This window comes from Campylobacter vulpis, assembly GCF_014217995.1.
Lineage (GTDB): Bacteria > Campylobacterota > Campylobacteria > Campylobacterales > Campylobacteraceae > Campylobacter_D > Campylobacter_D vulpis.
Window position 1 is genome coordinate 392,877 of sequence record NZ_CP041617.1, and the last position, 12,886, is coordinate 405,762.

8 protein-coding genes and 1 other RNA gene are annotated in these 12,886 nt (G+C 35.0%); 4 read left to right on the forward strand and 5 right to left on the reverse strand.

Going from position 1 to position 12,886, the window contains the following annotated elements; genetic code table 11:
* Nucleotides 1-10 precede the first annotated feature (10 nt).
* Entirely contained in the window at nt 11-538 is a 528-nt protein-coding gene (gene tpx, locus CVULP_RS02035) for a thiol peroxidase (protein WP_099507130.1), read from the forward strand.
* Nucleotides 539-557: 19 nt separating this feature from the next.
* Here the strand turns inward: tpx and rpoD are convergent, their stop codons facing one another.
* Nucleotides 558-2,423: an RNA polymerase sigma factor RpoD gene (rpoD, locus tag CVULP_RS02040; protein WP_099507129.1), complete on the reverse strand. Its 1,866-nt coding sequence runs from the start codon at nt 2,421-2,423 to the stop codon at nt 558-560.
* Nucleotides 2,424-2,591: 168 nt separating this feature from the next.
* Between rpoD and dnaJ the strand changes: the two genes are divergently transcribed.
* On the forward strand, nt 2,592-3,707 hold the full coding sequence (gene dnaJ / locus CVULP_RS02045; RefSeq protein WP_099507128.1) for a molecular chaperone DnaJ: 1,116 nt from the start codon (nt 2,592-2,594) through the stop codon (nt 3,705-3,707).
* Here dnaJ and motB read toward each other — a convergent pair whose 3' ends face one another.
* From motB to CVULP_RS02065, 4 genes are read right to left on the reverse strand one after another with little or no spacing between them, the layout of a single operon-like run.
* The gene (motB, locus tag CVULP_RS02050; protein ID WP_099461188.1) at nt 3,708-4,442 is read right to left on the reverse strand and encodes a flagellar motor protein MotB; all 735 of its coding nucleotides are present in this window, start codon (nt 4,440-4,442) and stop codon (nt 3,708-3,710) included.
* Nucleotides 4,443-4,444: 2 nt separating this feature from the next.
* The gene (motA, locus tag CVULP_RS02055; protein WP_099461189.1) at nt 4,445-5,221 is read right to left on the reverse strand and encodes a flagellar motor stator protein MotA; all 777 of its coding nucleotides are present in this window, start codon (nt 5,219-5,221) and stop codon (nt 4,445-4,447) included.
* Nucleotides 5,222-5,235: 14 nt separating this feature from the next.
* Nucleotides 5,236-7,875 carry a DNA polymerase I gene (gene polA / locus CVULP_RS02060; protein ID WP_099507127.1) on the reverse strand — a complete coding sequence of 880 codons (2,640 nt, stop codon included), beginning with the start codon at nt 7,873-7,875 and terminating at the stop codon, nt 5,236-5,238.
* 36 nt (nt 7,876-7,911) lie between these two features.
* Complete coding sequence (locus CVULP_RS02065) at nt 7,912-11,850, reverse strand: S6 family peptidase (protein ID WP_099507126.1); 3,939 nt, start codon at nt 11,848-11,850, stop codon at nt 7,912-7,914.
* A gap of 254 nt (nt 11,851-12,104) precedes the next feature.
* On the opposite strand from CVULP_RS02065, the gene CVULP_RS02070 reads away from it, so the two are divergent.
* Together CVULP_RS02070 and ssrA are read left to right on the forward strand one after the other, a co-directional pair.
* The gene (locus tag CVULP_RS02070; RefSeq protein ID WP_099461192.1) at nt 12,105-12,515 is read left to right on the forward strand and encodes a histidine phosphotransferase; all 411 of its coding nucleotides are present in this window, start codon (nt 12,105-12,107) and stop codon (nt 12,513-12,515) included.
* A gap of 1 nt (nt 12,516) precedes the next feature.
* Nucleotides 12,517-12,875: a transfer-messenger RNA gene (gene ssrA / locus CVULP_RS02075) on the forward strand.
* Nucleotides 12,876-12,886 lie beyond the last annotated feature (11 nt).

A 12,886-nucleotide genomic window follows, 5' to 3' on the forward strand; every position in this document is an offset into this window, starting at 1 on the left:
AGGAGAAAAAATGTCAGTTAATTTTAAGGGAAATCCCGTTAATTTAAAGGGAAATGTGCCAGAAGTTGGAGCAGAAGCTCCTAAAGTAAGCCTTAAGGCTAAGGATTTAAGTCCTGTGGAGATTGCAAAAGGGGGTAAAACGCAAATTATTCTTACCGTGCCAAGCCTTGACACGCCTGTTTGTGCGAGTGAAGCGAGAGAATTTAATCAAAAAATTGCCACTTTTAAAGGTGCTGAGGTGATTGTTGTAAGTATGGATTTGCCTTTTGCTATGGGAAGATTTTGCTCGACTGAAAATATTGACAATTTAGTCGTAGCAAGTGATTTTGTTACTAAAGAATTTGGAGAAAAATACGGCGTTTTAATTGCTAATAGTGCTTTAGAGGGGCTTTTAGCTAGAGCTGTTTTTGTGATAAAAGATGGTAAAATCGCTTATAAAGAGCTTGTAAAAGAAATCACAGAAATGCCAAATTTTGAAGCTATTGAGAGTTTTTTCAAAGATGGTAGTTCTTGTTGTGGGGGTTGTGGTTGCCACTAAAATAAGCCTTGAAAAAGGCTTATTTCCACCCCTCAATGTAATTTTTAAGTTTGCGTCCTACTTTTGGGTGCTTTAGTTTTTTAATTGCAGAACTTTCTATTTGTCTTACTCTTTCGCGTGTTACATTAAGCTCCTTGCCTATTTCTTCCAAAGTTCTATCACTCTCATCTTCAAGTAAACCAAAACGCATACGAATTACAGCCTTTTCTCTATCATTTAGCTGATCAAGCACTTCATCGATTTGTTCCTTTAAATCATCTTTTAGAATATTGTCCATAGGAGAAAGCGAATTTTTATCCTCTACAAAATCTCCAAATTTTCCATCATCTTCACTACCGATAGGTGCTTCAAGAGAAATAGGCTCTTTGGTAATTTTAATGACTTGCTTTACTTTATCAACGCTCAAGCCCACTTCTTTAGCAATATCATTGACATCTGGCTCTTTGCCATTTTTTTGCAAATGTTCTCTTATGATTTTGTTGATTTGATTAATGGTTTCTATCATATGGATAGGAATACGAATTGTTCTTGCCTGATCGGCAATCGCCCTTGAAATAGCTTGTCTTATCCACCAAGTTGCATAAGTGGAGAATTTGTAACCTCTCTTATATTCAAACTTATCTACCGCTTTCATCAAGCCTATATTGCCCTCTTGTATCAAATCTAAAAATGGCAAACCTCTATTTGTATAACGCTTAGCTATACTTACAACAAGACGCAAATTTGATTTCGCCATTCTACCCTTAGCTTCATCGGAAATTTTTTTACCTCTTTTGATTTGCTCTAAAATTTCTTTCAAACGACTTTTTTCTAAATCAAAGCTTTTTTTACTTGCCTCTTTGGTTTGGAAAAGTTTTTTAATTTCCATATAAGTGCTTACCATAGTTGTTTCCATAGCTCTTTCGGCGATTTCATCTTTGCTTAATTTTGTAATATCTTTTAAAATGTCTGCGTGTCTGGCTTTAAGTTCATCTGAAAACATAGGGAGACGATATTCTAAACGCTTAAGTTCTTTGTCAAATTCATCATCGCTTTTAAGGGCTGTTTCCATCGACTTAACGATCTCACTGATAAGCTTTGAGGTCGGTCCTAGATCCATTAATTTTTCTTTTAAAATATTCTTTTTAAAAGCTATGCTTAGTTTATCTAAAAGCTCGTCATCACCCTCTTTAGCCTTAGTTTCTTTAGAGACTTTAAGCCATTCTTTTTTTGCTTTTTCTAAAGCTTTAAATTTTTCTATCACTTTTAAAGTGCGTTCGTCTTCTTTTTTGTTAGGTTTTTTAGCTTTTTTATCCTCTTCGTTTTCATTTTCTTCTTCATTTTCTTCTTCATCAAGTTTATCGTTTTCTTTGTCCTCCTCTTCGTCAAAACTCTTAAAAAGTTCTTTTACACGTCTTTCTCTATTAATCAAGGGTTCTTGATAATCTAAAATAAAATCAATGAGATAAGGCACAGAACAAAAAGCATCAATGATAATATCCTCACCTAATTCAATTTTTTTTGAAATTTCAACTTCTTCATCTTTATTTAATAGAGCAATTTGCCCCATTTCTCTTAAATACATACGCACAGGGGAATCCGAGCGACTCCACTCCAAAAGTTCATTTTCATTTGCTAAATTAAATTCATTTTCTAAGCCTGTATCTTGGAGTTTTTGTTTTTCTTCCTCCAATCTCTTAGCATCTGCTACATTTTGCATTTGGGCAATTTGTGCCGCAGAATAAAGCTCAACTTTATATTTTTTCATCAAAGAGCGAATTTTTTTAATTGCTGTAAGATTTGGTTGTTTATTAAGATATTTAACTAATTTTTCATAGGTAATATAATCCTCTTTATTTTCCTTAAATAATTCTTCAAGTTCCAATTTTTGGGTTTTAGCGTCCATTTTTTTCCTTTTAAAAGATAAATCTGCGATTTTATCTTATTTTTGCTTAACTTTTGTATAATCGACTTTAAAGCAGTTTTCTTAAGTTTCAACACTTGCAAATTTATTATAATTTTTTAATTAAAATTTGATAAAATCAGAACTTTTAATCAAAATAAGGAAAAATGCGTGGAAATAAGTTATTATGAGATTTTGGAAATCACACAAAATGCCGATAAAGAAAGTATTAAAAAAGCTTATAGAAAACTTGCTTTAAAATATCATCCTGATAGAAATCAAGGAGATAAAGAAGCTGAAGACAAATTTAAACTTATCAACGAAGCTTATGAGGTTTTAAGTGATGATGAAAAAAGAGCCATTTATGATAGATATGGTAAAGATGCTTTAAGGAGTAGGGCTGGCGGGAGTGCTGGTTTTGGTGATTTTGAAGATATCAGAGATATTTTTACGAGTTTTTTTGGCGAAGGTTTTGGCGGTAGGAAATCGCGACAAAAAAATAATGAAGATAAATTTAGTGCCGATTTTGTTGTGGGACTTAATCTTAGCTTTAAAGAAGCTGTTTTTGGCTGCACAAAAGAAATTGATTTTATTTATAAAAATTCGTGCAAGACCTGTAGTGGTAGTGGAGCAAAAGACGGCAAAATGCAAACTTGTCCTAAGTGTCAAGGTAGAGGACAAATTGTTATGAAACAAAGCTTTTTATCTTTTGCACAAACTTGTCCTGATTGTAATGGTAGTGGAAGCTGTGCGAGTGATAAATGTCCGCAGTGTAAGGGACTTGGCTATGAAGAGCTTAAAGATAGGGTTGAGCTTAAAGTTCCTGAGGGTGTAGATAGTGGAATGAATTTGAGAGTTAATGAAAAAGGAAATATCACAAAAAATGGTATCAGAGGGGATTTATTTGTCAAAATTCACGCAGAAGAAGATGAAACTTTTATCCGTGATGATGAGGATATTTATATAGAATTTCCCGTTTTTTTTACACAGGCTATTTTAGGTCAAAGCGTGAAAGTGCCTACAATTCGTGGTGAGGCGACCTTAAATTTGCCAAAAGGTGCAAAAGATGGACAAAGGTTTGTGCTTGAAAATGAGGGTGTTAAGAGTGTTCGTAGCTCACACATAGGTAGGCAAATCGTGCAAATTGCCATTAAATTTCCAAATTCACTCAACGATGAGCAAACAAAACTTTTAGAGCAATTAAGTGAAAGTTTTGGTATTAAAGATGGTATGCATCACGAGCAAAAGGGTTTATTTGACAAGATAGCTACTTGGTTTAAGGGCTAATTAATTAGCCCTTTGTAGTAATTCTAAAATTGATTTTTGTGCATTATCATCATCTATATCAACTTTAAAATAAATTTCAGCCCTATTGTTTGCAAGATCGTTTGGGGCGTGATTTAGTAAAGGTTCATTAAAACCATAGCTTTTAATGCTAAGTTTTTCTACACTCACTCCACCCTCGATGAAATATTGCATCACAGATTTAGCTCTTTCATAACCCAACTCAAAGCTTCTTAAGGCACTATCACTATTATCTGTAAAGCCACGGATTTCGATTTTTGCTTGTGGTGGCAAATTTAAAGAAAGCTGTGCCATACGCTTAAGATAATCTTGCACATCAGCAGATACAATTTCCGCACTATTTTTAGCAAATTCCACGCGTGAGGGAAGATTAAGAGCAATTTGATTTTCGGATTGATCAAGGGCGGCTTTAAGTTTTCTAATTGTCTCTTGCTGACTTAAAGTCAGTCTTTTTAGCGCTTCAATTTCATCATTTGGAGTTCTTGAAGCACCTGCGTGTTTTTCGGTATTTTGACTTTCTGTTTTAACAGCTTGAGTTGTTGTGTAATCGAAAATTTTTACAAATTCCGTTTTCAAAGCCTCGACTTTAGCAGGATTTGTTTCAGAAATAGCCCAAAGTGCGATAAAAAGTGCCAAAAGCAAACTGAGGAAGTCCGCATAAGGCACAGCCCATTTTTCACCCGCTGGACATTCTGGACATTTGTGTTTTTTAGCCATTTTTACCCTTTGTCAAATTGTGAAATTCTTGGGTCGTCGTGGCTTAAGAAATTAAAAAGTTTCACTTCTAAATCTCTAGGATTTGCCCCTTCTGCAATACCTTTAATCGCTTCAGTAATGACAACTTGTTCTTTGACAAAATCCATTCCGTTAGCTTTCATCTTTCTTCCCCAGGGTGCAAAAAGTGCATAAGCTCCAAAAATCCCCGTTACCGTAGCGGTAAATGCACCAGAAATCCCAGCAGCCATAGCTTGAGGATTATCCAAAAGTTTTAACGCAAGAATAAGTCCAAACACAGCCCCAACAAGTCCCATTGTAGGGCAGGTTTCCCCAAAGACTATCCAATATTCCGCACATTCTTTATAATGCTCTTCCAATTGTTCGGTTTGAATCTCCATACTTTCGTGAATTTCTTCAAAGCTTTTACCATCGACTAACATCATCATAGCATTTTTTAAAAATTCATTTTCAATTTCATTTGTTCTTGATTCTAGAGCTAAAAGCCCATCTCTACGCGCGATAATAGCAAATTCTATAAGTTGTGCGATGCGTTCTGGCAAATTCACCCCTGATCCCTTAAAAACGATTTTTAACTCTTTATAAGCGGCTTTCACAATTTTTTTATGTGTAGCCGTCATAGCACAAAAAGCTGCCGTTGGCATCACGATAAGAAATGATGAAAAGTGCAAGACATGCAGAGGATTTCCCCCTTCTAAAATGTCTCCCACAGAGATACTAGTAACAGCTAGCACCATTCCAAGTATGGTCGTTAAATCCATTTTTTATTACTCCTTCATTTTAAAGCGCCCCAGTTTTTAGCAATACTTGAACTTGTTTTTAAATTAACTTTTAATTTTACTATATTTTCCATAATATCTCTAGCTCTTTTTTCAAAATTTTCACATAACTCATCTTTAACTTCGAAAATTAGCTCATCGTGAATTTGTAAAATAAGTCTTTTATCTATGTCAAGCTCCTTATAAAGTTCTAGCATAGCAAGCTTGATAATATCAGCGGCAGAGCCTTGAAGTATGGAGTTAATGCTCTCTCTTTCATACATTGCTATTTGCATAGGTTTTGCGTTGGTAAAGTCAAAATAACGCTTTCTACCGCTTAAAGTGCTGATGTAACCATTAGCTTTTGCTTCATTTTTCACTTTTTCAAAAAAGCTTTTAATGCTTGTGAAATTCGCAAAATACTTTTCTATATAGCTTTTTGCTAAACTTGCCTCTATCTTTAAATTTTGGCTTAAGGTTTTATAGCCCATACCATAAATAAGTCCAAAATTGATACTTTTAGCAATGTTTCTTGTTTCATAATTGCTCTCACCAAAAATCATTATAGCCGTTCTTGAGTGTATATCTTCATCGTTTTTAAAGGCTTCTAAAAGTTTTTCATCTTCACTAAAGTGTGCTAACATTCTAAGTTCTATTTGGGAATAATCAAGACTGATAAAGCTAAAGCCCTCCTGTGCTATAAAGCAAGATTTATAGTCCTTAGCATATTGTCCGTGTGCGGGGATATTTTGCAAATTTGGCTCTTTTGAGGATAAACGCCCTGTGGCTGTGCCTGTTTGTAAAAAACTTGAATAAATACGCGAATTTTCATCTTTTAAAGCAAGTTTTAATAAGGGCTCACAATAGGTCGAGTAAAGCTTGGCAAGCTCTCTATAAGCTAGAATTTTACTCACAACAGGATGTTTATCTGTCAGACTTTCTAGCACTTTTTCATCAGTAGAATAACCCGTTTTTGTCTTTTTGGCACTAGGGAGTTTAAGTTTTTCAAAAAGCACATCGCCTACTTGCTTTGGGGAATTAAGATTAAATTTATCATCGCAAAGTGTGTAAATTTCTTCACTTAAAAGCTTGATTTCTTTTTCGAATTCTTGCATTAAATTTTGAAGTTTTTGCGTTTCTAATTTAATGCCATTTTGTTCCATTTTTCTTAAAACTTCTATAAAATTAAATTCACTCTCAAAAGCAAGTTTTAGCAAAGTTGGTTCTAAATTTTTTAAAAAATACAAATAAAATCTTAAAGTGATATAAGCATCTTCAGCAGCATATTTGCAAGCTTTTTCAAGCTCTACACTGGCGAAATTTTCTCCTTTTTTTACCACGCTTTCAAAATGTAGGGTCTTATAATCAAAAAGTCTTAAGGCTAAATCGTCCATATTAACACGTAAAGTTGGATTGTAAAGCCACGCTAAAATCATCGTATCGGCGTATTTTTTAGGAGGAGTGAGATTAAAATTATTTTCGATTATGGCAAAATCGTATTTTAAATTATGCCCTACGATGAAATGGGAATAGATTTGCTCCAAAGCTCTTTTTGCCGTTTGCATTGAAATTTGGCTAGGCACTGCTAAATAAGTATGATTTAACGGCACATAAAAGGCTTCATTTTCACTCACACAAAAGCTAAAACCTACGATTTTAGCTTCCCTTACATTAAGTCCTGTTGTCTCAGTATCAAAAGCTATAATGCTTTCGTTTTCAAAGCTTTCAAGTTTCTTAAAAAGAGTATTTTCATCAAGGATTAAGGTTGTTTTAAAACCTAAATTTTGATTGCGATTTTGAGGATTTGTTTTTAGTTTTTTAAGCAAGGAGTTTAGCTCAAAACGCTCTAAATATTCAAGCACTTTTAAGAGAGGCTCTTTTTGATGATAAATGCTTTTTTCTATCAAATTCCCTAAATCTAAATTTTCATACAAACTAGCGAGTTTTTTACTCAAAAAGGCATTTTCTTTGCCCTCTAAGAGCAAGTTTTTACTTCTTTCATTACGAACAAGACTTAAATTTTCATAAATTTCTTCAATGCTACCAAATTCATCAAGCAAACTCTTAGCGCCTTTAGCACCTATGCCCTTAACGCCCGGGATATTATCCGCACTATCGCCACAAAGGGCTAAGAAATCTTTGATTTGCGAGGGTTTGACGCCGTATTTTTCCAAACAAGCTACTTCATCATAGTCATTTTTAGAAATGGGACTATAAATACTAACTTTCCCGTCCTCAATAAGCTGGTAAAGGTCTTTATCTTGCGTAATGATACGCACGAAAATGTCTTTATCCTTGCAGGTTTTTACCACAGAAGCAATGATGTCATCGGCTTCATAATATTCTTTAGAAATGCTTACAAAGCCCATTTTTTCTATCATTTCAATGCAAATAGGAATTTGAGCCAAAAGCTCAGGTGGGGGAGGAGTGCGATTTGTTTTATAATTAGGGTCAATCTCACTACGAAAGGTTTTACCCTTAGAATCTAGAGCAAAGATAATATAATCGCTTTTATACTCATTTTCAAGCGAATAAATAAAATTTGCAAAGCCACTAATCATACCGCTTGGCTCACCTTTTGAGTTTTGGAAATTTTTTAAAGCATAAAAAAGCCTAAAGAAAAAACCAAAAGTATCAATAATCGTTAAAGTTTTCATCAAATGCCTTTTTGCGTCATCAAAACTTACAGCTCATCAAAAACGATATTCACTCTTAAGCAATCCTCCCACACCGCTCTCGCCCCTTAGGGTCGTTTGAAAATTCACATTAGCACCCAGCACAAAGCTTTTGTTGATTTTATAATTTGCCATCACATCAAGATGATAAATTAGCCTATCATTTTGCAAATCATAGCCTATAAAACGATGAGAGCCATCGATTCCAACGCGTATTTTGTCATTTGTTCTATGGATTGCCTTTTCCCCTGATAGTGCCGTACTCAAAAACAGCTTTTCATCACTATAAGCATACTCCGCACCCAAAACTCCACTCAAAGCGTGATAATTATACGCTCCTATCCTCATAATATCAAGTGTATATCCAGCCATTTTATTAAAAACATATTCAAGTCCAAAAATAGGCTTCAACGCCTGATGCTCATCAAGCTTAAATGCGTATTTATAAAGAGTGCTCACACCAAAACCATAATCTGTCATTTGGTCTGTGGCTAGATAATTATATTTTTTACTTTTACCTATGACATAATTGCTATTCGCTTGTAGTTCATGCATTTCATGATTTAAAGCACCATAAACACCAAAGCCATAATTACTCACATGATCATTATACGCACCATTATCTGCATAGCTCCTACCAAAGCTTAGCAAAGTCCCCAAAATCACATCGTTTTCATCGAAACTAAATTGTCTGTCGTATCCTATATTAGTGCTAAAATATTTAAGTTGCCCATTGCCGTCAAAATATCCACCTCCAGCATTGATCCACATATTATTAACCAAATGATTTTCGTCCATAGGATAAACTAAGGGCACATCGCTTACAAGTGAGGCATATAAATAAGATCCAATCTCATTATTCGCACTCATGTTCGCTGCTTTAATAGTATTTATACGCTTACTTGTAACCTTATTGTGATGATTGATAAGTTGTAAATTTGAATTGCTCATCATCGTTTTTGAAATCTTTTTTGCGTCATCGTCAATACTTTGAATTCTCTCCACAATTCTATTAATAGCACTTGTATTATTTCGGTTAAAAGCTACATCTAGAACTAGTGGGTGATTTGGGTTTGTAGTGATGAGGTCATTAAGTAGTAAAAGTTGTTGATGATTACCACGGTTACCAATAGCATTCATAATATCATCTGCATTGACTTGATTATCCTTTGTAAAGCTTAGTTTTATACCTGTATCTGTCTTAGTAGCGAGGGCTTGCATTTTGGTATTGCTATCTTGCCCCTCAAAGCTTACTAAAAGATCCTCTTGAGCTGTCAGCTTTTTAAGCAAAATCATATCATACACACGCTCAGTATCCACAGTCCCATCATCTAAATAATTATGCGTAAAGCTTACAAGCACTCTACCGCCGCTTAAAAAATTAATTTCCGTATCTTCGAGCTTAAGGGCTAAAAATTTATCATCACCCTCGCCACTACCCACATCTTTTAAGGTCAAAACATTGCTAACATCGATGTGTTTAACGCCATTTGTATTCCAAGTAATACTATCTTTTTGCTTATGGCTTAGATTCTTAGCCCTTAAGCGTGAAGTGTCATCAAACTTAGAGCCATTGAGTGAAAAAGTGGAATTAAGATTATCAAAAGCTAGGGTCGAATTCGTCAAACTCATATTTTTTGGGATTTTTGAGCCATCAGCGACATTTAGGGTTGAACTATTGACATTAATTGTTTTACTTAAATTTTCATTTTGAGTGTTTAAGGATACGGTGCTGTTTTCTATTTTTAACTCATCAATGCTAAGTTGTGATTTCTCATCGACTGAAATAGCATTGTTTGTATTTTTGATATGTAAAGATTTTGCTGTAAGTTTTGCTTCATTTTCTAGCTTCAAGCCCTTTTCTAAAAGCTTAATTTCATCATTGCTAGCTGTTAGGGTAGAATTATCTAAATCTATACTAGCACTAAAGCTTTTAATGCCCTGTGATGTGATAGTAGAATTAGCACTAGCCTTTAACGCCCCCTCATAAGTGATAGTATCTTTCACATCGGCACCAAGGCTTTGACTTTGTATGCTTTGACTTAAAGACTTACTATCGCTACTATCGATATAAAGGGTTTTGCTATTAAGAGTGAGAGTTGAGCCGTTATTTAGCGTGATGTCTCCCTCTACATTAGCATTTCTTTCGATGAAAAGTTTAGAGCCGTTATCTAAAGTGATATTTCCCTTATATTCTCTTTGTATCCAGTCAGGCTGGTTAAAAGTTACAGTTTGATTGATGACCTTATGCCCTTGTCCCATTTGTTCGGCTTTTGGTTTATCATATTTATTAATATGCTGTCCTATGCTACAACCAGATATAGAAATTAAAAATGGCGGCGGGCAACTTGCAGGCGTCCAAGTGGCGTGCGGCACGGGTTTTCCTTGTAAAACGATGTGTTGATTACTCCCGCTTAAAGTCTGTATCTCAAAGCCTCCATCAAAGATAACTGCCCTATCGTCATTATTTGCATTTGCTACGCTAACGCTAGTATGGGCGGCACTTGCTTGGATATTGATATTTCCTTCAAGTTTAGCATGTATGATTGTTTTATTTGCATTATTAAGCGTGAGTGTGGAAACCTTATTTTCATTTTCATTTGTAATCAAGGCACTCGCATTATAAGCCTTAATCCCACTCATACTAATGCTATGTCCGTTAAGATCGACACTCCCTCCACTTTTGCTGAAGCTGATTTGATTAAAATCCCGCATTGCATTTTGATTATCAAGGATTAATTTCCCCTCTCTATTCCCTAAATACACGCTATTAAAGCTATTTTCCGCCTTTAATCTTACTACCCCTTCTCCCATACGCAAATTTCCATTTGTTTGCTGACTAACCTCAAGCTCCCCCTTGCCGATTTTATGTAAATCACCACTCACACCCGTAGCCCACACGACCTTAGAATTTTCTTCATCTATGTCTATGCCAGCCCCAGCGAAAGAGCCGCTTCCTGTGATTGTAAGGGTTTTATCAGCACCCCTTAGAATAATGCCTCCATTTTGTTGATTGATTTGAGTGTTAATATTAATTGTTCCGCTATCTGTATAAACGCTATCCTTATTATCCGTTTTGCTATATTCGCCACCATCTATGGTTTTTTGCTCTTCAAATTGCTGTTTGAAACTCTCAAGCTCCTGTGGATTGACAACAGCCCAAAAGGTATTTGAGACCTCTTGTCTATTTTGACCATTGGGCGTGGCACCGTGAACTGTGCCTATAAGCTCCCATTCTTGCGTTTTATTGTTAAAAATAAGGGCAGGACTTCCACTATCTCCTGTATTAATGGCACCCTTTAGCGGACCATAATTGCTATCATTTGTTGTTATGAGTAATTCTCCACTATTGGGATTCATATAAAAAATCCCCCCTGCTGTGCCGGGACTAGAAGTAAAATCCTTTTTATTATTCGGCGATGCTTTCCAGTTATCAAAGCTCATCAGCCCATTACCCGTTCTATACACGATAAAACGCTCCTGCCCCTCATAGTGGGTAACATAATCCTCTTTTTTATTTTTTATCGTGCGAAAATCAGTAACCTTATACCCCCCCTCTACGATAAATTTATTTGTCCTTGTGTATGCAGAATCGCTGGCGTATTTTTTAATGCCTATATCGCTATAACTTGAATCGCCTATCTTAATGCTTGGATTTAATACGGATCTATTACCAGTCGGATCTACTATATGCTTAGCCGAAGCAGTATAAGCCCCACCTACTGAAGTTCGATTCGAACCATTAAATTTGGAAAAATCAGGAAAAGGCAGGTTAGGTAATGCCACTTCTGTGCCGTCCTTTTTGATAATGCTAAGGTTTTTAGAGCCTGGGGTAAATTGTCCTAGATTTTGCCCAAAATCTAGATAATCTCTTGTATAAAAATTATGCCTATCCACATTCATCGCATACAAACTTTGTGCCGTAGCGATAGACAGCAATAGTATCCTTGTTTTCATTAATTAACCTTTATTAAATATGCTAAGAAATAGACATTATATCAATATTAAATAAATATAATAAGAGCTAGAACAAGAATGAAATAAAATTTTTTATTCGAATAAAATACTGATATATAAATATAGTCATTTTACAAATATAGATGATTGAAAAATATAGGCGCATTGATTTTGTTTTACGATATTTAAAAGTGTTTTTTATTAAAACATTTGCTATAATTTAAAAATGTTTGGTTTGGAGTTAGAATAATATTATGGGAATTTTGACAAAATTAGAACTTGAATATGATGTCGATGAAGTGGAGAAATTTTTAGAATTTTTTCGTAAAATGTGTGATGGGTTTGAGCCTTTAATTATCAAACTTGGAAATGATAAAATGAAATATAAAGAAGCTATTAATGAGCTTGAAACCTTAGCACATAATACAGCCTGGGCTGCGAGAAGACTTAGCTTAGATGAGGTAACGGATCTTTGTGTATTTTGCGAAGAGATGATGGCACAAGCAAAGCGTTTTGAGGGGCCTGCAAGTGAGGAATTTATGGATTGGATGCTTTTACTTGGTGATCAGTTTGAAAAATATTGTAAAAGTTATGAAAATGACGCTTCTGTTTTAGCTATTTTTAATCCTTTAATTGTTAATGTTCCAAATGTTATTTCTAGATAATGGGGACGATTTGGCTTCGACAGGAGTAGTTTGACTAAGATGGCATACCGCTTTGGGCAAAGCGTAAAAAGCCTAAATAAAATTAAACGCAAACAACGCGAAATTCGCTCCTGCTTACGCTAAAGTTGCGTGAGTTCAGTTGAGCCTAGAGCTTGAGCGATACTATCTAGCTTAAGTTTTAGTCATCTTTGGTAGTGTAGTTTTAAGGCTTGACGCACCTTAGAGCGAAGTTTAGTCTAGTCAAATTTGTAAGTTTTGGAAGATGAGCGGAATTTGATGAAAAAGTCATCTTTGCTAAGTATGTAGAGGTCTTTTTTGGGCTATTTTTGGACAGGGGTTCAATTCCCCTCGTCTCCACCATTACAAGGTTA

What these genes read in the sequence shown, in the direction of transcription:
- motA (WP_099461189.1), bottom strand. Translation starts at nt 5,221, where the DNA reads ATGGATTTAACGACCATACTTGGAATGGTGCTAGCTGTTACTAGTATC.
- polA (WP_099507127.1), bottom strand. Translation starts at nt 7,875, where the DNA reads ATGAAAACTTTAACGATTATTGATACTTTTGGTTTTTTCTTTAGGCTT.
- CVULP_RS02070 (WP_099461192.1), top strand. Translation starts at nt 12,105, where the DNA reads ATGGGAATTTTGACAAAATTAGAACTTGAATATGATGTCGATGAAGTG.
- rpoD (WP_099507129.1), bottom strand. Translation starts at nt 2,423, where the DNA reads ATGGACGCTAAAACCCAAAAATTGGAACTTGAAGAATTATTTAAGGAA.
- motB (WP_099461188.1), bottom strand. Translation starts at nt 4,442, where the DNA reads ATGGCTAAAAAACACAAATGTCCAGAATGTCCAGCGGGTGAAAAATGG.
- CVULP_RS02065 (WP_099507126.1), bottom strand. Translation starts at nt 11,850, where the DNA reads ATGAAAACAAGGATACTATTGCTGTCTATCGCTACGGCACAAAGTTTG.
- tpx (WP_099507130.1), top strand. Translation starts at nt 11, where the DNA reads ATGTCAGTTAATTTTAAGGGAAATCCCGTTAATTTAAAGGGAAATGTG.